Origin of the sequence: Microbacterium sp. LWH11-1.2 (genome assembly GCF_038397745.1) — a bacterium.
GTDB lineage: Bacteria > Actinomycetota > Actinomycetes > Actinomycetales > Microbacteriaceae > Microbacterium.
In genome coordinates this window covers 89,067-112,864 of the sequence record NZ_CP151636.1, presented here as the reverse complement: position 1 = coordinate 112,864, position 23,798 = coordinate 89,067, and the positions used below count along the sequence as shown (strand labels likewise).

21 protein-coding genes are annotated in these 23,798 nt (G+C 69.9%); 11 read left to right on the top strand and 10 right to left on the bottom strand.

Annotated features, from left to right (window positions below; translation table 11 throughout):
- Window positions 1-8: 8 nt before the first annotated feature.
- Together MRBLWH11_RS00595 and MRBLWH11_RS00590 are read right to left on the bottom strand one after the other, a co-directional pair.
- The gene (locus MRBLWH11_RS00595) at window positions 9-2,171 is read right to left on the bottom strand and encodes an alpha-galactosidase (protein WP_341946327.1); all 2,163 of its coding nucleotides are present in this window, start codon (window positions 2,169-2,171) and stop codon (window positions 9-11) included.
- 114 nt (window positions 2,172-2,285) lie between these two features.
- On the bottom strand, window positions 2,286-3,440 hold the full coding sequence (locus MRBLWH11_RS00590; protein ID WP_341946326.1) for an ROK family transcriptional regulator: 1,155 nt from the start codon (window positions 3,438-3,440) through the stop codon (window positions 2,286-2,288).
- Between the two features lie 167 nt (window positions 3,441-3,607).
- Between MRBLWH11_RS00590 and MRBLWH11_RS00585 the strand changes: the two genes are divergently transcribed.
- From MRBLWH11_RS00585 to MRBLWH11_RS00565, 5 genes are all read left to right on the top strand, one after another.
- Window positions 3,608-4,906, top strand: a complete 1,299-nt coding sequence (locus MRBLWH11_RS00585) for an extracellular solute-binding protein (RefSeq protein ID WP_116634289.1) — start codon at window positions 3,608-3,610, stop codon at window positions 4,904-4,906.
- A gap of 68 nt (window positions 4,907-4,974) precedes the next feature.
- A complete protein-coding gene (locus tag MRBLWH11_RS00580; protein WP_341946325.1) occupies window positions 4,975-5,928 on the top strand; it encodes a sugar ABC transporter permease in 954 nt (317 codons plus the stop codon).
- Window positions 5,925-6,842: a carbohydrate ABC transporter permease gene (locus MRBLWH11_RS00575; protein ID WP_243408825.1), complete on the top strand. Its 918-nt coding sequence runs from the start codon at window positions 5,925-5,927 to the stop codon at window positions 6,840-6,842. The genes MRBLWH11_RS00580 and MRBLWH11_RS00575 overlap by 4 nt, the downstream gene beginning before the upstream one ends.
- Entirely contained in the window at window positions 6,839-7,777 is a 939-nt protein-coding gene (locus MRBLWH11_RS00570; protein WP_116634291.1) for an aldo/keto reductase, read from the top strand. Before MRBLWH11_RS00575 ends, MRBLWH11_RS00570 begins: the two co-directional genes overlap by 4 nt.
- A gap of 10 nt (window positions 7,778-7,787) precedes the next feature.
- Window positions 7,788-9,818: a beta-galactosidase gene (locus tag MRBLWH11_RS00565; protein ID WP_116634292.1), complete on the top strand. Its 2,031-nt coding sequence runs from the start codon at window positions 7,788-7,790 to the stop codon at window positions 9,816-9,818.
- Between the two features lie 28 nt (window positions 9,819-9,846).
- Here MRBLWH11_RS00565 and MRBLWH11_RS00560 read toward each other — a convergent pair whose 3' ends face one another.
- The 5 genes from MRBLWH11_RS00560 to MRBLWH11_RS00540 form a co-directional block, all read right to left on the bottom strand.
- On the bottom strand, window positions 9,847-10,917 hold the full coding sequence (locus MRBLWH11_RS00560) for a mandelate racemase/muconate lactonizing enzyme family protein (RefSeq protein WP_243408827.1): 1,071 nt from the start codon (window positions 10,915-10,917) through the stop codon (window positions 9,847-9,849).
- Window positions 10,914-11,813 (bottom strand): 5-dehydro-4-deoxyglucarate dehydratase, encoded by a 900-nt coding sequence (locus MRBLWH11_RS00555; protein WP_116634293.1) that lies wholly within the window; start codon window positions 11,811-11,813, stop codon window positions 10,914-10,916. Before MRBLWH11_RS00555 ends, MRBLWH11_RS00560 begins: the two co-directional genes overlap by 4 nt.
- Window positions 11,813-12,733: an NAD(P)-dependent oxidoreductase gene (locus MRBLWH11_RS00550; RefSeq protein ID WP_116634294.1), complete on the bottom strand. Its 921-nt coding sequence runs from the start codon at window positions 12,731-12,733 to the stop codon at window positions 11,813-11,815. The genes MRBLWH11_RS00555 and MRBLWH11_RS00550 overlap by 1 nt, the downstream gene beginning before the upstream one ends.
- A gap of 115 nt (window positions 12,734-12,848) precedes the next feature.
- Window positions 12,849-13,850 carry a LacI family DNA-binding transcriptional regulator gene (locus MRBLWH11_RS00545; RefSeq protein ID WP_116634295.1) on the bottom strand — a complete coding sequence of 334 codons (1,002 nt, stop codon included), beginning with the start codon at window positions 13,848-13,850 and terminating at the stop codon, window positions 12,849-12,851.
- A 53-nt stretch (window positions 13,851-13,903) separates the two neighbouring features.
- Complete coding sequence (locus MRBLWH11_RS00540; RefSeq protein ID WP_116634296.1) at window positions 13,904-14,287, bottom strand: hypothetical protein; 384 nt, start codon at window positions 14,285-14,287, stop codon at window positions 13,904-13,906.
- Window positions 14,288-14,471: 184 nt separating this feature from the next.
- Between MRBLWH11_RS00540 and MRBLWH11_RS00535 the strand changes: the two genes are divergently transcribed.
- The gene (locus tag MRBLWH11_RS00535) at window positions 14,472-16,037 is read left to right on the top strand and encodes a CoA-acylating methylmalonate-semialdehyde dehydrogenase (RefSeq protein ID WP_116634297.1); all 1,566 of its coding nucleotides are present in this window, start codon (window positions 14,472-14,474) and stop codon (window positions 16,035-16,037) included.
- A 34-nt stretch (window positions 16,038-16,071) separates the two neighbouring features.
- Here the strand turns inward: MRBLWH11_RS00535 and MRBLWH11_RS00530 are convergent, their stop codons facing one another.
- Complete coding sequence (locus MRBLWH11_RS00530) at window positions 16,072-17,598, bottom strand: PucR family transcriptional regulator (protein ID WP_165808003.1); 1,527 nt, start codon at window positions 17,596-17,598, stop codon at window positions 16,072-16,074.
- Window positions 17,599-17,719: 121 nt separating this feature from the next.
- On the opposite strand from MRBLWH11_RS00530, the gene MRBLWH11_RS00525 reads away from it, so the two are divergent.
- On the top strand, window positions 17,720-19,048 hold the full coding sequence (locus MRBLWH11_RS00525; protein WP_116634299.1) for an aspartate aminotransferase family protein: 1,329 nt from the start codon (window positions 17,720-17,722) through the stop codon (window positions 19,046-19,048).
- Between the two features lie 7 nt (window positions 19,049-19,055).
- On the opposite strand, the gene MRBLWH11_RS00520 is transcribed toward MRBLWH11_RS00525, so the two are convergent.
- Window positions 19,056-19,571, bottom strand: coding sequence for a hypothetical protein (locus tag MRBLWH11_RS00520; protein ID WP_116634300.1), 516 nt, complete (start codon window positions 19,569-19,571; stop codon window positions 19,056-19,058).
- Window positions 19,572-19,736: 165 nt separating this feature from the next.
- Here MRBLWH11_RS00520 and MRBLWH11_RS00515 point away from each other — a divergent pair, with 165 nt between their 5' ends.
- From MRBLWH11_RS00515 to MRBLWH11_RS00505, 3 genes are all read left to right on the top strand, one after another.
- Window positions 19,737-20,600, top strand: a complete 864-nt coding sequence (locus tag MRBLWH11_RS00515) for a GyrI-like domain-containing protein (protein WP_116634301.1) — start codon at window positions 19,737-19,739, stop codon at window positions 20,598-20,600.
- Window positions 20,601-20,694: 94 nt separating this feature from the next.
- Window positions 20,695-21,345 carry a GyrI-like domain-containing protein gene (locus tag MRBLWH11_RS00510; protein WP_116634302.1) on the top strand — a complete coding sequence of 217 codons (651 nt, stop codon included), beginning with the start codon at window positions 20,695-20,697 and terminating at the stop codon, window positions 21,343-21,345.
- A gap of 61 nt (window positions 21,346-21,406) precedes the next feature.
- Complete coding sequence (locus tag MRBLWH11_RS00505; protein WP_116634303.1) at window positions 21,407-22,207, top strand: DUF1206 domain-containing protein; 801 nt, start codon at window positions 21,407-21,409, stop codon at window positions 22,205-22,207.
- A gap of 13 nt (window positions 22,208-22,220) precedes the next feature.
- Here the strand turns inward: MRBLWH11_RS00505 and MRBLWH11_RS00500 are convergent, their stop codons facing one another.
- A complete protein-coding gene (locus MRBLWH11_RS00500; RefSeq protein WP_116634304.1) occupies window positions 22,221-22,868 on the bottom strand; it encodes a LysE family translocator in 648 nt (215 codons plus the stop codon).
- Window positions 22,869-22,959: 91 nt separating this feature from the next.
- On the opposite strand from MRBLWH11_RS00500, the gene MRBLWH11_RS00495 reads away from it, so the two are divergent.
- Complete coding sequence (locus MRBLWH11_RS00495) at window positions 22,960-23,721, top strand: SDR family oxidoreductase (RefSeq protein WP_116634305.1); 762 nt, start codon at window positions 22,960-22,962, stop codon at window positions 23,719-23,721.
- The last annotated feature ends 77 nt before the right edge of the window (window positions 23,722-23,798 follow it).

Here is a 23,798-nt window from a genome sequence, read left to right as displayed (position 1 = left end):
CGGCGCGGTCAGCCCTCCGCGGGAAGCCGCTCCGCCTCGAGCACGAGCGCCTGTCCCGGTCCGAGGAGTGGCAGACGGATGCCGCGCTGCGCGAGGGACGCGCCCGTCAGCACCACGTGTCCGCGTTCCAGCCACGGGGGCGGGGAGGGTTCGATCGCTCGCGGCATCCGCAGCTCCGCCACCGGCCGCACGAGGTACTGCGCGTCCGGATCGAGGTCGACGAGTCGGAGCAGGCGCGGAAGCGCCCGGTCGGAACTCGTCACCCGCGCGACCCTGACCACGGCGCGACTCGCATCCGGTGCCGTGACCGAGGTCACGCGCAGCCCGTCGTCGCCGCCGGCGGGGTGGGCGAGCAGGCCGGTGTGCAGCAGGCCGCGCAGTCGCCGGTACGCGGCGATCGCGTCACGGAGCTGGTCGAGCTCGTCCGGCGTGCACTCGGTGATGTCCCACTCGATCCCGAAGGAGCCGAACAGGGCGACGGCGATGCGCAGGCCCAGGCTCGTCTCACGACGAGTGGTGTGGGTCACCGGGGGTCCCACGTGCGAGCCGATGAGCTCGAGGGGGAGGAGCAGCTCGGTCCATCGCTGGATGTCGAGGCGCTCGATCGGATCGTTGGTGTCCGACGCCCAGACCCGATCGGTGCGCTCCAGCACGCCGAGATCGACACGTGCTCCGCCGGAGGCGCAGGACTCGATCTCCAGACCCGGATGCCGCCTGCGCACGGCGTCGAGCAGGGCGTACACCGCGAGGGTGTGGCGGTGCACGCCAGCACGGCCGTCGTGCACCGCCTCGATGAGGTCGCGGTTCTGATCCCACTTGATGTAGTCGAGCCCGTACTCGGACACCACCCGCGAGATGGACTCGACGAGATATTCGAACACGGCGGGGTTCGCGACGTCGAGCACGTACTGGTTCCGCCAGGTGCGCACGCCCGCCTCCGGATCCTGCAGCAGCCAATCGGGGTGCGCCCGCGCGAGGTCCGAGTCGACGTTGACCATCTCGGGTTCGAACCAGAGCCCGAACTGCATACCGAGGCGGCGCACCTCGTCGGCGAGCGGATGCAGCCCCTCCGGCCACATCTCGAGGTCGACGCTCCAGTCGCCGAGGCCGGCGACGTCGCTGCGTCGGCCGAGGAACCATCCGTCGTCGAGCACGAAGCGCTCCACGCCGATGTCGGCCGCCGTCTTGGCGAGGGTGCGCAGCCGCTCGATGTCGTGGTGGAAGTACACGGCCTCCCAGGTGTTCAGGGTGACCGGCCGCGTGGACGGATGGCCGACGCGCGCGCGGAGCGAGGCGTGCAGGCGCGCACCGAGCCCGTCGAGCCCGCGGTCGCTCCAGACGAACGCCGCCGTGGGGGCCCGGAATCGGTCTCCGGGTGCGAGGACCATCTCGCCGGCGCGCAGCAGCGGTCCCGCGCCGAGCAGAGTCGGAGCCTCGGGGAGGGCGTCATGGCGGTAGACGGAGTCGGCGCTCCAGGCGAGGTGGACGGCCCACGCCTCACCGGTGCGGTCGCCGAAGCCGGCGGTGCCGAGCGTCAGCAGCATCGGCGAATCGTGCCCGGTGCGGCCGCGGCGGGATTCGCGCACGCGGCTGCCCTCGAGGAGACGCGTGCGCTGGGGGCTGCGCTCCCTGGTCCACCGGCCCGAGAAGTCGAGCGCATCGGCGGCGAGGTCGCCGACCGGCATGGTCGCCTCGAGCGCGAGCAGCTCCAGGTCGTCGTCACCGGTGTTGACGACCTCGTGAGTCACACGGAGCACGCCCACGTCGTCGAGATGCATGTCCGTGTGCAGCTCGAGGCCGTCGGCGTGCGCCGTGACGCGCAGACCGGTCTCGTCACCTCGGGTCTCAACGCTGTGCCATCGCGGCACGCAGATGCGTCCCGCTCGATGAGCGGCGAATCCCGGGCGTCCCTCCCAGCCGTCGTGCTCGCTCGGGAGGAGGGTGATCGGCCATTCCGCATCTAGTGCGCTCGGCGAGACCTGACGACGCGAGGCGAGCACCAGCTCCTGCCTGTCGGCAGGGCCGAGGGGGCCGCCCCAGTGCAGGACCTCCGGAAGACCGTCGTCTCGGGACACCACGGCCACCTCCACGCCGCCGCCGCGGAGGGCGTGGTGCCGAGTACCGGGCAGGTCCGCCCGCGTGTCAGCCGATCGCAGGTCGGTCGATGTCATGGGCGCTGCGCTTTCCTCGGAGAGGCCGTGCTTCGACGGCTCGGAGGCGAAGGCCCCCGGCGTCACAGCTTGCTGGGAATCGGCGCGTTTGTCAACAAACGAAACTAACGCGGTCTAGAAGCGCAGGACCGTGCGGATGCCGAGAACCGCGGCCGCGCGCGCCCATTCGTTGAACTGGAAGGGCTGCACGTCGAGCTCGAGCGGCTCGGATCCCGCGCTGAGGACCCCGTCGATCGCGGCACGGATCTCGGGCTCCGCCAGCTCCCACACCGGCAGCCCGTCGCCGGTCAGGATGATCTTCTGCGGATCGATGCCGTTGGCGACGGTCGCGATAAGTACGCCCAGTGCGGTGCCGGCGTCGCGGAAGGCCTGCAGAGCTGCGGGATGCCCGTGGCGGGCATGCGCGACCGCCTCCGGGTAGTCGGCGGCGGCTCCCTGCAGCGATCGGACGATCCACTCGTTGGTGAGGTAGACCGACGCGCACCCACGGTGGCCTTCGGGGCAGAAGGGGCCGGCGCCGTCGATCTTCAGATGGTCGAGGCGACCCGCTCGGCCATGGAATCCGGCGACGAGGCGATCGTCGATCACGAGGCCGAGACCGATGCCGGCGCCCACCGTGATGAGCGCCAGCGACGGGCATCCAGCCCCGGCGCCGAACCAGTGCTCGGTGGCGGTGAGCGCACGGACGTCGTTCTCCGTGGCCATCGGAATGCCCAGTTCGGAAGTGAGAATCTCGGCGAGCGGGACATCCTTCCACCCGAGGAACGGCGAGTCGACGACGAGCTGCCGGTCCTGGGTCAGATCGCCGGCGACGCACACCCCGCCGGCGACGATGTCGTCGAACTGCTCCGAGAAGCCGGTGAAGATCTCCGCGATCCTGGCCACGACGTCGGCCACGTCTCGCGACTCGAGCGCCTCCTCGGCGGTCGCGACCTCGTGCGCGCCGAGATCGACGACGGCGGCGAAGATCGCGTCGCCGGTGAGCTTGACGCCGAAGAAGTGTCGGGCTTCCGGTGCGATGTCGAACAGCTCGCTCGGGCGGCCCGTCCATGCGCGCTGCTCGGTCGCCCCCTCGATGATCAGACCGTGGTCGAGGAGGTTGCGGGTGATGCGGGTGAGGCTGGCACGGGAGACACCCAGGCGACGGGCGATCTCGGCGCGGGGGAGCGGCCCGTGGATGAGGACCTCGCGCAGCGTCTCACGCTCGCCGTGATTCAGTTTCGGCCAGGCGGGGGCCTCGACGTTTGCGGGTGCGGAACTCTTCGGCATGACGGTTCTCTCTTCGTTCACCCCCATCATGCCGTACGGAGAATTCGCGAAGTTAGTTTCACTTGTTGACAAACGCGGCGGGCGACGGCAATCTAGGTGAGCCGGCATTGTGACCGGTCCCGATGCCGGAGAGAATCCGGCGCACACAGCAATCAAAGGAGATGTTGATGCGCACTCATCGACCGCTTGCCGCCGCCGTGGCGGGACTTGCCATCATCGGTGTCGCCGGCCTGGCCGGCTGCTCGGGTTCCGACGCGAACAGCGACGGCCCGGTGCAGCTCGAGTACTGGGCGTGGGCCTCGAACTCGCAGGACGTCGTCGACCAGTGGAACAAGGAGAACCCCGACATCCAGGTCAAGTACACCGATGCCGGCGGCGGGACCGACTCCTCGGCGAAGCTGCTCACCGCCAATCGCGCGGGGAACGCACCGGACGTCGCGCTCGTCGAGTACACGACCCTCCCCGCCATGATCGTGGCCGACGTTCCCGCCGACATCACCGAGTACGTGAGCGACGTCGAGGACGCCTTCACCGAGGGGACCTGGGCGCAGACCACCTTCGGCGGCGTCGTGTACGGCATCCCGCAGGACGTCGGGCCGATGGCGAACGTCTACCGCGCCGATCGCTTCGCGGAGCTCGGCGTCACGCCGCCGAAGACCTGGGCCGAGTTCCGGACGGCCGCCGAAGCCATCAAGGCCGCCGATCCCGCGACGGTGATCGCGACCCTCCCGCCTGCCGAGTTCGGATTCTGGGCGGGCGTGTCGACCCAGGCCGGTGCCCAGTGGTGGTCGAGCGAGGGTGACGAGTGGACCGTCGGCATCGCCGACGAACCGTCTCTCGAAGTCGCCGACTTCTTCCAGGCGCTCGTCGAGGACGGGCTGGTGAGCACGGACCCGCTGCTGACGCCCGAGTACAACGCCGCGCTGAACAACGGCACGATGCTCTCCTGGCCCTCGGCGGTCTGGGCGCCCAGCGTGATCGAGAACGTCGCGGCCGACACGAGCGGCGGCTGGGAGATGGCTCCGCTCCCGCAGTGGACGGAAGGCGATGCGGCCGTGCCGTACCAGGGCGGATCCGCTCTCGTGGTCACCACGAGCAGCGACCACCCCGAGGAGGCCGCGAAGTTCGCCAAGTGGCTGAACGCTTCGGAAGAGGGCAACGACCTCATGATCAACACGCAGTCCCTGTATCCGGCGGCGATCGCCGGCCAGGAGATGACCGAGAGCAACGATCCTCCGGCCCTGATGCCGCAGCAGACCGACTTCTACAGCGTCGCGGCCGAGATCTCGGCCGACACGATCCCGGTCACCTGGGGCCCGAACGTCAATCTCGCACGCACGGTGTTCGCCGACGAGCTGCAGAAGGCCATCGACAACGGCACTCCCTGGCGTGACGCGTTCATCGCCACTCAGAAGGCCGTGATCGACGACATGGTCAAGAGCGGTTTCACCGTCACGAACGACTGACCGGTGAGGGGTGCCGACATTCTCGGCACCCCTCCCGCCGGCCGACCGCAGACAGAAGCGAGGCAGGAATGACCACCGCAACCCCGCGACGAGCCGCGACGGCGGCCGCATCGTCGAAGCCCAGACGGGCGAGGTCGAATCGACTCGCGCCCTATCTGTTCACGACGCCCGCGATCGTGCTCTACATCGTCTTCACGGTGATCCCGGTCGCGTATGCGATCTGGCTGAGCCTGCGTGCCTACCGGGTGACGGGAGGGGCGCTCGGCCGCAAGCAGGACGTGTTCGTCTGGTTCGAGAACTATCTCGCCGTGCTGCAGGACGAGACGTTCCTCGCCGGGTTCGGAAGGCTGCTGATCTACGGGGTCATCGCGATCCCGCTGACGCTCGGCCTCGCGCTGCTCTTCGCTCTCCTGCTCGACGCGCCGGCGGTGCGCGCCAAGCGATTCAGCCGGACGGCGATCTTCATCCCCTATGCGGTTCCCGGCGTCGTCGCGGCGCTCCTCTGGGGCTTCATGTACCTGCCGAGCACGAGCCCGTTCTCCTTCCTGACCAAGGCGGCCGGCCTCGGCCCCATCCCGTTCCTCGAGGAGTCGGGCATCTTCGGTTCCCTCGCGAACATCGCGATCTGGGGCGGCGTCGGCTTCAACATGATCATCATCTACACCTCGCTGCGCGGCATCCCCGCCGACATCTACGAGTCGGCGCGGCTCGACGGCGCGAACGAGCTGCAGATCGCGTGGCGGATCAAGATCCCGCTGGTGATGCCGGCGCTCGTGCTCACCGGGTTCTTCTCCCTCATCGGAACCATCCAGCTCTACAGCGAGCCGGCGACCCTGCGGCCGATGACCAGCACGATCTCGGCGAGCTGGGTGCCCCTGATGGCCATCTACCGCGATGCGTTCGGCACGGACAATCTGCCGCAGGCAGCGGCAGCGTCCACTCTTCTCGCGGTCGGCACGGTGCTCGTGTCGGCGCTCGTCCTCCGGCTCGTGAACCGCCGACGGAACGGAGTGGAATCATGACCTCGACGATGACGCGATCGATCGTGCTCGGCGACGAGAAGAACCGCTCCGCGCGCTCCCGGCGAGCCGGCGAGCGCAGCCGTCAGGGCGGCTGGGGCGTGCTCCCGACGATCGTGCTGATCGTCGGCGCGATCTACTGCCTGATCCCGGTGGCGTGGGTCTTCACCGCGGCGACCAAGTCCCGCAGCGAGCTCTTCACCACGTTCACCTTCGCGCCGGGAAGCGGCCTCTGGGAGAACCTGGTCGAGGTGTTCACCTATGAGGACGGCCAGTACCTCCTCTGGTGCCTCAACTCCCTGCTCTACTCGGGCGTCGCCTCGGTCCTCTCCGTCTTCGTCTCGGCGATGGCGGGCTTCGCTCTGGCGAAGTACAGCTTCCGCGGACGGAACGCGATCTTCTTCGGCTTCCTCGTCGGCATCCTCATCCCGGGCATCGTGCTGGCGGTGCCGCAGTACCTGCTGATGTCCACGGTGGGGATCACCGGGACGCAGTGGTCGGTGCTGCTGCCGAGCATCGTCAGCCCGTTCGGGATCTATCTCTGCCGGGTCTATGCGATGTCGGCCGTCCCGCAGGAGACCCTCGAGGCCGCCCGCATCGACGGCGCCGGTGAATGGCGCATCTTCCGGATGATCGTGCTGCCGCTGATGGTGCCCGGCATGGTGACCGTGTTCCTCCTGCACTTCATCGGCACGTGGAACAACTTCCTGCTGCCCTACATCATGCTCTCCGATCAGGACCTCTACCCGCTGACCGTGGGTCTGTTCACGCTCCTCTCCAAAGGATCGGGCAGTCCGGCGCTGTACTCGGTCGCGATCACCGGCGCAGCGATCTCGATCATCCCGCTCGTCGCCCTCGTGCTGTCGCTCCAGCGGTACTGGCGTCTGGATCTCGTGTCGGGAGGGATCAAGGGATGACAGTGCCCGAGGCGATACCCGCGCGCGTCCTGCCTCCGCTCAGCGTCGGAGCGAGCCCGCTCGGCGGAGCCGCGACGACCTACGGCTACGACGTCGAGGAGACCGTCGCGATCCGCACCGTGCAGCACCTCCTCGCGAGCCCCGTCCGTTCCATCGACACCTCCAATCAGTATTCCGGCGGAGAGAGCGAACGGCGCATCGGCCGTGCCATCGAGGCATCCGGGGGGCTTCCGGACGACTTCGTGCTCGCCACGAAAGCCGACCCGCTTCCCGGCGACACCAGCTTCTCGGGCGAACGCGTGCGCCGCTCCTTCCTGGAGAGCACGGCGAGGCTGGGCGGTGCCCGCTTCGGCGTCTTCTACCTGCACGACCCCGAGTGGTTCGACTTCGACACGATGGTCGGCCCCGGCAGCGCCGTCGAGGCGATGGTCGACCTCAAGCGGGAGGGTCTCGTCGACGCGATCGGCGTCGCGGGCGGCGACCTCGGGGAGATGCGACGGTACGTCGATCTCGGAGTCTTCGACGTCGTGCTCAACCACAACCGCTACACGCTGCTGGATCGGTCGGCGGGATCGCTCATCGACCACGCGATCGAGAGCGGGGTCGCGTTCGTGAACGCGGCCCCGTACGCGAGCGGCATCCTCGCGCGTCCTGCTGCCGCTCGACCCACGTACCGTTACCGGCCACCCAGCTACGAGATCGTCGCGACGACGGCGCGGCTGCGAGAGGCCTGCGCGCGCCACGACGTGCCGCTGCCGGCCGTGGCGCTGCAGTTCTCCACGCGGGACACGCGCATCGCCTCCACGGTGGTCGGCGTCTCCGCGCCACAGCGCGTCGACGAACTCGTCGAGAACGACCGCATCCGCGTGCCTGCGGATCTCTGGAACGAGGTCGCGGACATCATCGACACCGACCTCTCCCATCTCTCCACCTGAAGGACGACGGATGCCGAACACGCAGTACTCACCAGGGCGGTTCCTGTTCGGGGGCGACTACAACCCCGAGCAGTGGTCGCGCGAGACCTGGGCCGAGGACATCGAGCTGATGCGGCGCGCCAAGGTGAACACGGTCACCATCGGCGTCTTCTCCTGGGCCATGCTCGAGCCGCGCGAGGGCGAATTCGACGCCGCCTGGCTCGACGAGGTGATCGCCGGCCTCGACGCCGCCGGCATCGGGTTCTTCCTGGCCACGCCGACGGCCTCGCCGCCCCCGTGGTTCACGGTCGCGCACCCTGATGCGCTGCCGATCCGCGCCGACGGCACCGCGGTCCTCCACGGCTCGCGCGACACGTACGCGATCAGCGCCCCGGCCTATCGCGAGGCGGCTCGTCGCATCGCCCGGTTCCTCGGCGAGCGGTACGGCGCGCACCGTGGCCTGCAGGGCTGGCACATCCACAACGAGTACGGCACCGTCGACTACGGGCCGCACGCCGCTCGCGCTTTCCGCGAATGGTTGCGGGCGAAGTACGGCTCGCTCGACGCCCTCAACGCCGCGTGGTACACCGCCTTCTGGTCGCAGCGGTACGGCGACTGGGAGCAGATCCTTCCCCCGCTCCAGACGCAGTACCTGCACAACCCGGCGCACCTCGTGGACTTCCGTCGCTTCAACTCCGACGAGATGCTCGCGGCCTACCGCGAGCAGCGGGCGGAGATCCGCGCCACGGGTTCGACGGCGCCGATGACGACGAACTTCATGCTGCCGACGTGGAACTTCCTCGATCAATGGTCGTGGAGCTCGGAGCAGGAGGTCGTGTCGATCGACCACTACCTCGACACCGACGGCCCCGACGGAGAGGCGCATGTCGCCTACGGATCCGACCTCACCCGGTCGTGGGCGGGCGGGCCGTGGGTGCTGATGGAGCAGAACGCGACCGGCATCCGCGTCGGCGAGCAGACGCTCACCAAGCAGCCCGATCGGATGATCCGCAACTCCCTGGGATACATCGCGAGGGGATCGCAGAGCTCCCTGTTCTTCCAGTGGCGGGCATCCGCCGGCGGGTCCGAGCTCTGGCACGGCGCGCTCGTGCCGCATGCGGGGGCCGATTCCCGGGCCTTCGAGGCGGTCGTCGAACTCGGCGACATCCTGGAGAAGATCGCCGAGGTGGCGGCTCCGCCGGAGGACGGCCCCGTGACCGAATCGCAGGCGGCGATCGTGTGGGATGCCGAGGGCTGGTGGTCGCTCGAGACCCCGCACCTCCCGAACGACGCGATCACCTACTCGGACGAGGTGCGCGCGGCGCACCGGGCGCTGTGGCGCGGCGGGCATTCCGTCGACTTCGTGCGCCCCGGAGCCGACGTGTCCGCATACCGGATGCTCGTGGTCCCCGCGCTGTACGCGATCACCTCTGCGACCGCGGAGTGGCTCGAGGAGTATGTGCACGCGGGCGGGCACCTGGTCGTGACGTTCGCGACCGGACTGGCGGACGAGAATCAGAGAATCGTGACCGGGGGCTACCCCGGGATGCTGCGGTCGCTGCTCGGCGTCCGCGGCGAGCAGATCTTCCCGCGCGCCGACGGCGATCACGTGTCGCTCAGCAACGGCATGACAGGCGGTTCCTGGACGGAGCTGCTGCGGACCGAGACAGCCGACGTCGTCGCACGCTACGAGACCGGGCCGCTCGCCGGCATGCCTGCGATCACTCGACGCGCGCACGGAGAGGGCGCCGTGACGTACGTCTCGACGAAGCTCGAGCAGGAGTCGCTGGACGGGTTCCTGGCCGAGATCGCCGCACGATCGGGGGTCGAGCAGCTGTTCCCCGAGGCGCGTGAGCTCGGTGTCGAGGCGGTCCGCCGCCGTGGTGCAGCCGGGGACTATCTGTTCCTGCTGCACCACGGAGAGCACCCCGCCCGCGTCGTCGGCGAGGGCACGGATCTGCTCACGGGCGCGTCCGACAGCATCGTGCTGGAGCCGGGCGGGGTCGCGGTCATCCGGGAGCGTTCGCGCTCCTGGTCGATCAGTCCGGCGTCGAGCAGCTGACGCGTCGCGTCCCTGTGTCGCCTCGCGGTCAGAGCACCGGCGCGAAACGGATGCCGAGCCCGGAATGCGGCGCCTCGGTCAGGTAGCCGTCGGCGATCCGCACGGGCGCGGGGTCGGCCAGGGCACCGAGCGCGCCGAACCCGGCATCCTCCACATCCTCCGCCCAGGGGTCTCCGTCCAGCGTGATCGCGAGCTGCCCGGAGAGCTCGGGGAGCAGGTGCGGGTGCACCGCGACGCCGTGCTCCGCGGCGAGTTCCGCGATGCGCAGGAAAGGCGTGATGCCGCCGACGCGGACGATGTTCGGCTGAAGGATCTGCGCGGCGTCCGCACGGAGGAAGTCGGCGAAGCGGTGCGCGGTGTGGATGTTCTCCCCGACGGCGACGGGAACGTCGATACGGCGCGCCAGTTCGGAGTGCGCAGCGAGGTCGTCGGCCCGCAGCGGTTCCTCGATCCAGGCGGGGTCGAAGGCCGACAGCGCCTCGATCGCCGTCGTCGCACGCGCGAGATCCCACCGCTGGTTCGCATCGATCATCAGCGCGCGGTCGGGGCCGAGCAGCTCGCGCACACCGGCCACACGGTCCACATCCTCGGCGAGATCGGGCCCTCCCACCTTGATCTTCACGGCCGGGAAGCCGGCATCGATCCAGCGCTGCACCTGCGCGAGCAGCTCGTCCTGCGAGTAGTGCAGGTTCACGCCTGACCCGTACGCCCGTACCCGGTCCCGCCGCCGGCCGATCCGTGCGGAGACCGTCACGTCGTCGGCGCGGGCGGCGGCATCCCAGAGTGCGAGGTCCAGTCCGGCGAGCGCGATCGTCGTGATCCCGCCCCCGCCCGCTTCGTGCAGATGCTCCCAGGCGCTCTGCCAGATTTCGCCGGGGCCCGCCGAGCGTCCGAGGGCGAACGCGGTGATGTCGTCCGCGAGCAGAGAGTGCACGGCCGAGGCCCCGATCTGCGGGGTCCACGAGAACCCCCAGCCCTCGGCGCCGTCGGAGCGGACCATGTGCGTGGCGATCACCCCGACCGAGGTCACGTCGGCTCCCCAGGGTCGGGTCAGGGGGATGCGCTGAAGGCGTGTCTCGAACCGCTCGATCGTGGTCACAGGAGCGCGCGTCCTGCCGCCAGGATCTCGCCGAGCCGCGCCTCCTGATCCGGTGTCGGGTCGACGAGCGGAGCCCGCACCGAGCCGACCGGAACGCCGGAGAGACGCAGACCCGCCTTGATCAGGGAGACTCCGAAACCGGGAGTCTCGTCCCGCAGCGCGACGAGCGGACGGTAGAACCCGTCGAGGATGCGGAGTCTGCGCTCCTCGTCGCCGTCGACGTAGGCCCGGTAGTAGGCGTTCGCGACCTCGGGGATCATCGCGAACGCGGCCGAGGAGTACAGCGGAACGCCGATGCCCCGATAGGCGGCCTGCGTGAGCTCGGCGGTGAGCAGCCCGTTGAAGAGGGCGAAGTCCGTGCGCCCGGATTCGGCGATCGCGCGCACGATGAGCTGCGTCGTGCCGATGTCTCCGGTGCCGTCCTTGAACCCGACGACCTTCGGGTTCTGCGTGAGCCGGCGGATGCCGTCCACGGTGAACTGCGCCGTGGCGCGGTGGTAGACGATGACGGGGAGCGCGGATGCCGCGGCGATCTGCTCGACGTAGGAGACGAGGCCCTGCTGGGTGCCCCCGACGAGATACGGCGGCAGCACGAGCAGTCCGTCGGCGCCGGCATCCGCCGCCGCGCGAGCGACCTCGAGCGCGTGGCCCAGAGGGCCGCCGGAACCGGCGATCACCGGCACCCGTCGCTGCACCGCCTCGACGGACGTCCGCGTGACCGACGCGGCCTCGGACGCCGACAGCGCGTGGAACTCTCCGGTGCCGCATGCCGGGAACACCCCGCCCGCTCCGGCGGCGACGCCCGCGTCGACGTGCGCGCGGAGCAGATCGTGGTCGACGGCACCGCCGGCGTCGAAGGGGGTGACCGGGAAGAAGAGGATGCCGCGGAAGTCCATCAGAGACCTTTCGTGGGGAGGGATGTCGAGGGGGCGAGCTCGCTGCGCCACGTGCGCGTCGGCCACCAGCCCAGCAGCCGGTGGGCCTTCGCCGAGCTGAAGGCGGATGCCGTGCCGTCGAGGGCTTCAGCGGCCGGCGCGGCTCCGGGGTGGAACCGGGGGATCAGCTCGCGGAGCGGCTGGCGGGCGAGAGCGTCGTCGGCCCCGACGAAGAAGACCTCGCCGTTCGGGATGTCGTCGAGTCCTCGCACCAGCGTGTCGGCGAAGGTCGCGACGTCGCGCGCGTCGACGTAGTTGAACAGGGCGGGTGCGGCGAGCGCCGGGTCATCGAGCCGCTCCCGCACCGTGTGCCCCTGCTGGGTCGGAGCACCGGCCCATTCCTCTGGCGCGATGACGTAGCAGGGGCGGAACGCCGCGAACCGGGTGCTGTCGCCGGTCTGACGCCGCAGCATCCCGATCGTGTGCTCGATCACCAGCTTCGAGAGGCCGTAGGCGTTCCAGGGCAGGGTCGGCGATTCCTCGTCGAGCGGGAGCCGTTCGGGCGCCCACCCGGCCGGCGCGCCGTAGCCGATCACCGTCGGGCTGGACGCCGCCACGATCCGCGGGACACCGGCCGTCACGGCGCCACCCAGCACCGACATGGCCAGGGCGGCGTTGGTGCGCAGGATCTCGTCCTCCGGTGCGCTGAACGGCACCGCGATCGCGGCGAGGTGGATCACGGCATCGGCGCGAGCGGCGGCGAGGACATCGACCGTGGCGCCGGCGTCGACGAGATCGACGGCGACCTGCTCCACGCCGTCGCGGTCGAGCGACGACGTCGGGGTGCGATCGAGCGAGACCAGCTCGTGCCCGGCACCCGCGAGATCGGAGACGAGGGAACGCCCGAGTCGTCCGGAGCCGCCGGTGACGACGATCCTCATGACGATGCGCCGATCGACGGGGGAGAGCTCTTCGCCATCGCAGGACCTCCAGGAAACGTTTTCTCATCTCACGCTAACACAGCGGTCTGGCCGGGTGGCAAGGAAGTCGCTGCGGTCAGTGCGCGACGTGAGCGGTGCTCGCGCGGACGACCATCCGCGGCACGAGCGTCTGCCTGCCGGGGGCGGCATGCCCTTCGAGCTGCTCGTGCATCGCCTGCCACGCACGCGCTCCGAGTTCGTGCGCCGGCACGGCGGACGTGGTCAGCGGAGGGTGGGCGTGTGCGGCGAAGGGGATGTCGTCGAAGCCGACGACCGAGATGTCGGCAGGGACCAGGATGCCGCGATCGGCGAGCGCGGTGAGCAGCCCCATCGCGACCAGGTCGTTGAAGGCCAGAACGCCCGTCGCCCGCGAATCGACGACGGCATCCGCCGCCGCGCGACCGCTCTCGAAGTCGACGCCGGTCGGGATCTCGAGAACCTCGATCTGCGGATGGTCGACCCGAGCGCGGGCGATGGCCTCTCGCCGCGCGTGGTGCGACGCGCTGCGGGTGCTGCCGGCGAGATACGCGAGGCGCGTGTGACCGAGCGCGCGCAGGTGCTCGATCTGCTCGCCGAGTGCCGCGCCGTAGTCGGCGGCGATCACCGGGATGTCGGGGAGCTCCTCGCGATTGATGACGACGGCGGGGGAGACATCGGCGAGCAGGTCGGTCAGCTCGTCCGCGGGCATCCGCGGCGAGCACAGCACCAGGCCGTCGGTGCGCAGCCGTGTGGTCCGGGCGAGGGCGCGCTCGCTGTCGAGATCCTCGACCGAGTCGGCGATCAGCACGTGATAGCCGTCGGATGCCGCGGCATGGCTGAGTCCGCGCAGGATCGCCTGGAAGGTGGGATTCTCGAGGTCGGGGACGACCACGGCGACCGTCTGCGTGCGCCCCAGCACGAGGCTGCGCGCGACGGGATTCGCGGTGTACCCGAGCTCGGCGGCTGCGGCCTTGACGCGCGCGACCAGGGCGGGGTCGACCGTGGGGTTGTCGTTCATCGCCCGCGACACGGTCGACAGGGAGACTCCCGCGAGCCGGGCGACGTCGGTGATCCGAGTCCTCCGGCTCGACCGTGGCATCTCTCTCCCTCTGCGCGCCCGCGAATCGTCACCGGGCGGCGAACCAGGCCATCCTAGCGAGGGCTGTCCAGCGGCGGCTTCGGCTGAGATCGCGAGCGGAGCCGGGCGAGACCTCCGACGAGAAGGGCGACGGCGGCCCAGAGCACCAGCGCGGTCAGCGCCACGTCGCCGGTGAACGCGAGCCAGTCCACCTGGGTCGGCACCGGCTCGACGCGGTCTCCCACGACGGTGACGTCGACGGGCAGGTCGGTGTACCCGAAGCGCGACAGATCCTGGTGGTACCAGGGAAGCGGCCAGCCGAAGGCGACATCGGCGAACCCGGACTCCGTGCGGACGGTGACCGGAAGCCCGATGGTCACGGTCCAGGCGATGGCGGTCGACGCGGCGATCAGTCCCAGCGCGGGGACGACGGCGCCGCTCCATCGTCGCTTCTCCATGCGGACGCCTCCCGGTTCGCTCTCCCGATCGACAGTAGCCAATCTCGTTCGCGGCGGACGTCGGGGCCGCGGTGCTGCCTGACTGTCGATGAGATTCGTGGTGTCAGGACGTAGTGGCACGTCTCCGCCTGCGCGTGTCCTGCTTCACTGAGGTCGACCACCCCCGACGACCCCGAGGTGAAGAATGACCATCACTGACACGTCCGCCGCCTCGACGACGGCATCCTCCGTTCCTGTGATCGCGCATTGGATCGATGGCGCGCTGCGGCCGTCGGAGTCGGGGCGGACCGCTCCGGTCTTCAACCCGGCGACCGGTGCGGTGCAGGCGCATGTGGCGCTGGCGGATCAGGCCGAGATCGATGAGGCGATCGCGTCGGCGGAGGCGGGATTCCGGGTGTGGTCGGGGTTCTCGATCGCGAAGCGGCAGTCGGTGCTGTTCGCGTTCCGGGAGATCCTGAACGCCCGCAAGCAGGAGCTGGCGGAGCTGATCACTTCCGAGCACGGGAAGGTCGTGTCGGATGCGATGGGGGAGATCCTGCGTGGGCAGGAGGTCGTGGAGCTCGCGACGGGATTCCCGCACCTGATCAAGGGCGCGTTCAGTGAGAACGCGTCGTCGGGCATCGACGTGTACTCCCTCAAGCAGCCCTTGGGCGTGGTGGGGGTGATCTCGCCGTTCAACTTCCCGGTGATGGTGCCGCTGTGGTTCGTGCCGATCGCGATCGCGGCCGGCAACGCGGTGGTGTTGAAGCCGTCCGAGAAGGACCCGTCCGCCGCCCTGTGGCTCGCACGGGTCTGGCAGGAGGCCGGGCTTCCCGATGGCGTCTTCACGGTGCTGCAGGGGGACAAGCTCGCGGTCGACGGGCTGCTCACCTCTCCCGTCGTGCAGTCGATCAGCTTCGTGGGGTCGACGCCGATCGCGCAGTACATCTACGAGACCGCGTCGAAGCACGGCAAGCGGGTGCAGGCCCTCGGTGGGGCGAAGAACCACATGCTCGTGCTGCCGGATGCCGACCTCGACCTGGTGGCCGACAACGCCGTGAACGCCGGCTACGGCGCGGCGGGCGAGCGCTGCATGGCGATCAGCGTGGTCCTGGCCGTGGAGCCGGTCGCGGATGATCTGATCGCGAAGATCACGGACCGCATCGCGGCTCTGAAGATCGGGAACGGCGCCGGCGTCGACGGCGTCGAGCCCGACATGGGCCCGCTGATCACCGACGTGCACCGCGACAAGGTCTCCTCCTACGTCGACATCGCCGAGGCCGACGGGGCGAGGATCGTCGTCGACGGCCGCGGGTTCACGGTCGACGGTCACGAGGACGGCTTCTTCTTCGGCCCGACGCTGATCGACGGCCTCCCCACGACGTCGCGCGCGTACACGGAGGAGATCTTCGGGCCGGTGCTCTCCGTCGTCCGGGTCGCCTCGTACGACGAGGGCCTCGCCCTGATCAACTCGGGCGAGTTCGGCAACGGGACGGCGATCTTCACGAACGACGGGGGCGCGGCCCGCCGGTTCCAGAACGAGGTGCAGGTCGGGATGATCGGCATCAACGTCCCGATCCCCGTCCCGGTCGCGTACCACTCGTTCGGCGGCTGGAAGAAGTCGCTGTTCGGTGACGCGAAGGCCTACGGTGTGCACGGCTTCGACTTCTTCACCCGCGAGAAGGCCGTCACCGCCCGGTGGATCGACCCCGCCACCCGCAACGACTCCGCCCACACCGGCATCAACCTCGGCTTCCCCCAGAACAACTGAGCCCTTCTTCTCGGCGAGAGAGGAGGAGGGGGGATCAGCGCTGCGTGAGCTGCAGGGCGCCCCAGAGCTCGGCGCGCGCCGCGAACGTGTCGAGGTCGAGCGCGAGCAGCGCGCCGGCGGCATCGACCCTGGCGCGCAGGGTGTGCCGATGGATGCCGAGCGCCTTGGCCGCGGGATCCCACGCGCCGTTGTGCTCCAGCCAGACCTCGAGGGTGCGCCGCAGGTCAGCCGGGTCGTTGGCGCTCTCGAGCGGCAGCAGCATCCGTCTCGCGATGTCGTGCGCCTGCGTGTGCTCCAGGTGTCCGAGCAGTCCGGCCCCGGCGATGTCGTCGAACTCGGCGATCGGCTCGTGCGGCGTCGTCCGGGCCAGCGCCCGCTCGGATTCGGCCATCGCCTCGGTCAGCCGGTCCCAGCTCGCGGCCGCCGAGAAACCCGCGGCGACGCCGTGGCGATTCAGCAGCGCGAGCAATCCGGCTCTGCCGTCGTCGGGCGTGACCGTCACGACACGGTCGCCGCGCTCCGCGAAGAACACCGCTCCACGGCTCTCGACGGCGAGCAGCTCCAGGGCGGAACGCAGGGCCTGCGCGCCGCCCTCCGCGTCGTCCGGCAGGGCGATGCCGCCGACCCGGAGAGGGCCGTCGGGGAGCGGCCCCCACAGGTGCGCCACGGTGCGCTGCGCTACCGCGGTGATGCCGGCCATGAGCAGCTCGAGCACGCCGGAGCGCAGGCGCCGCCGCGCGTCGTCGAGCGTGCGGCTCTGTTCGAGAGCGATGCTGGCGAGCGCGATCACCGCATCGACGAGGTCGGCGCGTGCCCGATCGAGAGCCCCTGTGCCCGTGCCGACGGCCAGGATGCCGCGCAGATCTCCGCGCTGACCGAGCGTCTGCAGCGTGACCTCGTCCGCTCCGGTGACGCTGAGCCGCACGGCCGCCGTGCGGCTGCGCGCGAGCATGCTCGCCACGGCATCCTGGATCTCGGGTGCCATCGACGACGGGATCTCCCGCAGCGTCGGCACCTTCACGCGCGCGCCGGAGGCGTCGAAGAGGGCCACCCAGCAGTCCAGGTTGCGCTCGAGCTCGCGGAGGATCTCGGCGAGTCCGTCGGGCCGCAGGGCCGCGCGGGCGACCGAGCGCTGCGCGCGCAGCGATCGCTCCAGCATCTGCCGGTCGTCGTCGGCCACCGCGTCGGAGATGAAGCGGATGATCCCCATGAACGGGGTGTCCCTCGGGACCTCGAGCAGAGGGAGGCCCCGGGCCGCGGCGGCCTCGGTCAGCTCGCTCGGGATGCGCTCGTGCACGATCCCGGTGGCGAATCCCAGCGCGAGCACGCCGTGATCGACGAGCCGCTGCACATAGGGGTGCGCCGGCTCGGGGTCGGGTGCGTCGAACTGCACGCCGTCGGTCAGCAGGAGACCCCCCGAGTCGAGCCAGGGGGTCGGATCGGGGAGGTCCGAGTTGTGCGCCCACAGAACGGCCTGCGCGAGCAGGGCGTCGTCGACGCCGCTGACCGGACGCAGGTCGAAGCGCGACTCGTTCAGCAGGGCGCGGAGGGTGGCGGGCACTCCCGCATCCTGTCCGATGCCGTTCTGTCCGTCAAGTGGTCGGTTGGTAGACGGATTGTCGCGAGTTCTCCGCGCGCCCACCTGAGATGATCGGGGTGCCGCCGACTTCGAAGGGCTCTCCATGACGACCAGCACCCCCTCCGCCTCGACCCTCACCAACGCCGAGGTGTCGAACGCCGACCGCTCGCGGGTGTTCCACTCGTGGTCGGCCCAGGGTTCGCTCGCGCCGATGGCGATCGCCGGTGGCTCGGGCACCACGGTGTGGGATGCCGACGGCAATCAGTTCCTCGACTTCTCGAGCCAGCTCGTCAACGTGAACATCGGGCACCAGCATCCGAAGGTCGTCGCGGCCATCCAGGCGCAGGCGGAGGTGCTGACGACCGTCGCTCCCGCACACGCCAACGCCGTGCGCGCCGAGGCCGCGCGGCTGATCGTCGACATCGCTCCCGAGGGATTCGAGAAGGTGTTCTTCACCAACGGCGGTGCCGACGCGAACGAGAACGCGATCCGGATGGCCCGCCTGTTCACCGGGCGCGACAAGGTGCTCTCGGCCTACCGCTCGTACCACGGCAACACGGGAGCCGCCGTCGTCGCGACCGGCGACTGGCGCCGCATCCCCAACGAGTACTCCCGCGGGCACGTGCACTTCTTCGGGCCGTACCTGTACCGCTCGGAGTTCTGGGCGACGACGCCCGAGGAGGAGTCCGCCCGCGCGCTGCACCACCTCGAGCGCGTCGTGCAGGCCGAGGGCCCCGACAGCATCGCCGCGATCCTGCTCGAGACCGTGCCCGGGACGGCCGGCATCCTCACTCCGCCGCCCGGCTACCTCGAAGGCGTGCGCGAGATCGCCGACCGCTACGGCATCCTGCTGATCCTCGACGAGGTCATGGCGGGCTTCGGCCGCACCGGCGAGTGGCTCGCGCTCGACGCCTTCGGCGTGCGCCCCGACCTCATCACCTTCGCGAAGGGCGTCAACTCCGGCTACGTGCCGATCGGCGGCGTCATCATCCCCGGTGAGATCGCACACCACTTCGATGAGCGCGTCTTCCCCGGAGGGCTCACCTACTCCGGCCACCCGCTCGCGGCCGCCAGCGTCGTCGCGACGATCGAGGCCATGCGCGAGGAAGGCGTCGTCGACAACGCGAAGCGCATCGGCGCCGAGGTCATCGGACCGCGCCTCGAGCAGCTCGCGGAGAAGCACGACGTCATCGGCGAGGTCCGCGGCAGCGGCGTCTTCTGGGCCGTCGAGCTCGTCGAGGACCGGGAGACGCGGGCCCCGCTGCCGGCGGCCTCGATCGGTGCGCTCAAGAGCGATCTGCTCGCGCGCGGTCTGCTGCCGTTCTTCGCCGACAACCGCCTCCACGTCGTTCCGCCGTGCGTGATCACCGCGGAGGATGCGACACGGGGCCTCGACATCGTCGACGAAGCGCTCGCCGCCTTCTCGCGCTAACCCCGCGTCAGACCTTCTCGGTCTGCACCGAGCGGGCGATGCCGACCGCCTCGCACTCGGTGGTCTCGTTCGCGACGCCGAAACGGATCAGGTCGTGGGAGTCCGTCCGGTAGTCGGGCGGCGCGGTCGCGAGAGCGGAGGCCTCCAGCAGGATGAACTCCGCTGAGGAGCCCACCACCCGCAGGGCGCCCGCGGGAAGGCACTGCGCGACGAACTGGAACTCGCCGAGTCGCTGGTGGATCGTGGCTCCCGTGATCGACCAGGCGGTGAACTCGTTGGCCATCGCGGTGCAGATCCAGTTCTGCTGCGCCACGCCGGTCACGCGCAGCAGCGCGGTGTTCGCACGCAGGCGCTCGGCCTGCCGCAGCTCGAACAGGATGCCGACGGTGCCGGTCATGACGTCGACGAGGATGCGGGTGACCTGCGCGTCGACGAAGAGCTCGGTGTGCAGGAACGGGTTCTCGGCATCGTCGAGGTCGGGTGCCCGGAAGGGGACGCCGGCGAGCACATCGTTCACCTTCATGTTGCTTCGCCTTCGCCGTTTTCCCCAGGAACATCAACATTAGCCGTCCCTTGTTCACAGTTGGCTGATCGAGTGTGATGAATGCCCTGGCCGATCGGATCCGACCAGAATGATCGGGTGACGAGGTGCGTCCGGCACCGACGATGGTGAGGAAAGGAGGACCTCATGATCGGCACGCTCAATGCCCTGATCGATCTCGTCGACGCCGATGCGAGCGAGGAGATCGACGTCGTCGGGTTCGCCCGCGAGCACGGCACGACCGAGTACCACCTGCGTCGGATGTTCTCGGCACTGGCGGGGATGCCGCTCTCGGAGTACGTGCGTCGGCGGCGGATGACGCTGGCCGGCGCCGAACTCGTGGCCGGCGCCGCGAACATCCTGGATGTGGCGGTGCGCCACGGCTACGGCTCGATCGAGGCGTTCGGCCGCGCGTTCCGCGCCGTGCACGGGATCGGCCCGACCGATGCGCGTCGAGACGGGGGTCCTCTCCGCACACAACCCACGCTCCGGTTCCGCCTGAGCGTCGAAGGGAGAACCCCGATGGATGTCACCATCACGCAGCAGCCCGAGCTCGTCCTCGCCGGTCATTCGGCCGAGGTCCCGCTCATCCACGAGGGCGTCAACCCTCACATCCAGCAGCACATCGCCGCCATCCCGCCGAGCGAGCACGCTCGCCTCAAGGCGCTCGGCGACGCCGAGCCGAGCGGCATCCTGGCGGTGACCGCCGATGTCGAGCCCGACGCGCCGGAGGGCAGCATGCTCACGTACCTGCACGGGGTCGCCCTGCAGGCGTCGACGCCGGTGCCCGACGACCTCGACGCCATCCGCCTCGAGGCGGGTGCGTGGGCGGTCTTCGCGTCGAGCGGCCCGTTCCCCGAGACGCTGCAGAACCTGTGGGCGGCGACGGCGACCGAGTGGTTCCCGTCGAACCCCTGGCGGCTGCGGCCCGGTCCGTCGATCGTCCGGTATCTGGAGTTCACCGGGACGACCGCGTCCTGCGAGCTCTGGCTGCCGGTCGAGCAGGGCTGAGCACCCGGCCGGGCCGGGGAGCGCGATCACCGCGGTCCCCGGCCCGATGTCGGCGGGCCCTGCCACACTGGTGGCACGAACACGGAGGCGTGCCATGGCGATCGATCCCAAGAAGACACTCGACGCGTATCAGGCGAAGCGCGGCGTGATCCGCCTGGTCGAGGTGCCGCCCCTGCAGTATCTGATGGTCGACGGCACCGGCGATCCCAACACGGCGCAGGCGTATCGGGATGCCGTGACGGCGCTGTTCCCCCTGGCCTATACCCTGAAGTTCGCGAGTCGCGAGAAGCTCGGCATCGACACCGTGGTGATGCCGCTCGAAGGGCTCTGGCATGCGCCCGACATGGAGTCGTTCACCTCGCAGCGCGACAAGTCGGCCTGGTTCTGGACCCTCATGATCATGGTCCCCGACCACGTCACCCCCGAGATGTTCGCCGATGCGGTCGCGAGCGTCGAGACGAAGGCGGTCAAGAAGAAGGAGCAGCCGTCACCCGCGCTCCCGTCGGTGCGCCTCGAGACGCTCGCCGAGGGGCTGAGCGTGCAGACGCTGCATGTCGGACCGTTCGACGACGAGGGACCGGTGCTCGACGACCTGCACCATCGCTTCATCCCCGAGAACGGGCTGGAGATGACCGGGCTGCATCACGAGATCTATCTGAGCGACATGCGTCGCGTCGAGCCGTCGAAGCTGCGCACGATCCTGCGGCAGCCGGTGGTGAGAATCGACGGATCGGCGGGCGAGTGAGCCGGTGGCGAGGAAGGCAACCCCCTCGGCACCCCGCCCACGACCGGCGTAGTCTGCAGCGATGACCACCGCCAAAGACGCCGCGCGCGCGGCCCAGCGCTCCGACGGGTTCCGCCGGATCGCTCGTGTCGGCTTCGTCATCGTCGGGGTCATCCACATCATCATCGGATGCCTCGCCGTCTCGCTCGCCGTGGGCGCCGGCGGCGACGCCGACCAGGACGGCGCCATGGAGCAGGTGCGGCTGAGTCCCGTCGGTGGGCTGCTGCTGGGTGTGATCGCGGCGGGGCTCATCGGCCTCGCCGGGTGGCAGATCGCGAGCGCCTTCCTCGCCTCCGACCCGGCGGACACGAAGAAGTGGGGCAAGCGGGTCAAGTTCTTCGGCATCGCCCTCGCCTATCTCGTCATCGCCGGGATGGCCCTCATCGTCGCGTTCGGCGGCCGGGTCTCCTCCGAGAAGGCCTCGCAGACCCTCAGCGAGGTGATGCTCGCGGCACCCGCCGGCGTCGTCGTGCTCGTCATCATCGGACTCACCGTGAGCGGGGTGGGCGTCGGGTTCGTCGTGAGCGGCTTCACGCGCGGTTTCGAGAAGCTGCTCGATCTGCCCTCCGGTGCCGAGCGCGGCGGCATCGTGACCTTCGGAGTGGTGGGCTACATCGCCAAGGGCATCGCGGTGGCGGTGACCGGCGTGCTGTTCGTGGTCGCCGCGTTCACGAACGACCCCGAGAAGTCGGCGGGTCTCGACGGTGCCCTGCGCAGTCTGGTCGCACTCCCGCTCGGACCGGCGATCCTCTGCGCGGTGGGCGTGGGGCTCGCCGTCTACGGGCTCTTCTGCATCGCACGCTCGCGCTACGCGCGGATGTAGTCGCACACGGGGATCAGGTGGTCGCCGGCTTCTCGCTCCAGACGAGGAGGAAGGCGCCGAGGCCGATCATGAGGGCCCCACCCGTCGCGCCCATCGCCTCGATCCGGCGCGGGGACCGTCCGAACCAGTCGCGTGCCGCGCTGGCCAGAAGCACCCAGACGGCATCGCAGGCGACGCCGATCGTCACGACGATCACCCCGAGCACGAAGAGCTGCGCCGGGACGGAGCCGGCGTGCAGGTCGACGAACTGAGGGAGGATCGCCAGGAAGAAGGCGATCGACTTCGGGTTCGTGACGCCGACCACGAAGCCCTCGAGAAGCAGCCGCGGACGCGAGCGCTGCGGCTGCGCACCCGACATCGCGCTCGCCGCGTCCTTCCGGTGCCTGATCGCCTGGATGCCGAGGAACACCAGGTACCCGGCGCCGAGGACCTTCACGATCGTGAACAGCACCGCCGACTGCGCGACCACGGTGCCGACACCCAGGGCGACGGCCACCACGAGCACGATCGAGCCGACGGCCGTGCCGAGGATGCTGAGGAAGCCGCCCAGGCGCCCCAGCGCCATCGCGCGCCCGATCGTGAACAGCACGGTCGGACCGGGGATGACGACCATGACGAAGGCCGCGATGATGAAGGTCACGAGGGTCTCGGCGCTGAACATGGTGCGAGCTTACTGTCACGGATCGTCGAGGTGCCCGGTCATAGCCGACAGAGCGGGCGCATTCGGCGCCCCCCTTCACGGAAGGAATCCCATGTCGAAGATCGTCGTCATCGGAGGCACCGGTCTGATCGGATCCAAGGTCGTCCGACTGCTCGCCGAACACGGACACGAGGCCGTCGCCGCATCGCCCAACACCGGAGTCGACACGCTCACCGGAGCCGGGCTCGCCGAGGCTCTCGCCGGCGCATCGGCGGTGCTCGACGTGTCGAACTCGCCGTCCTTCGCCGACGCCGATGTTCTCGCCTTCTTCACCACGGCGACGGGCAACATCACCCGGTTCGCGTCGGAGGCAGGCGTCGGTCACTATGTCGCGCTCTCGGTGGTCGGAGCGGAGCGCATGACCGACAGCGGATACATGCGCGCCAAGGTCGAGCAGGAGCGCCTGATCGCGGACTCGGGGATCCCATACTCGATCGTCCATGCCACGCAGTTCTTCGAGTTCGTCGGCGCGATCGCCGGAAGCGCGACCGTGGGCGACGAGGTGCGCCTCTCCTCGGCTCTCATCCAGCCCATGGCCGCGGACGACGTCGCGACGGCCGTCGCCCGCGCCACCGTCGGGTCGCCGACGGGCGGGATCACCGAGGTCGCCGGTCCCGAGCAGTTCACCCTGGCGGACTTCGTGCGGACCGGACTGACGTTCCGCGAAGACCCGCGACCGGTGGTGGTCGACCCCGACGCGACCTACTTCGGCGAGCGGCTCACGACCGAGATGCTGCTCCCGGGCTCCGGGGCGCAGATCTTCGAGACGCGCTTCGCCGACTGGCTGCCGCTGAATCCGCCGCCCACGCGCTGACAGCTCTCCACGACGAAGGGGCCGGGATCCTGATGGATCCCGGCCCCTTCTGCATGCTTCCCGCACTTCGACTGGTC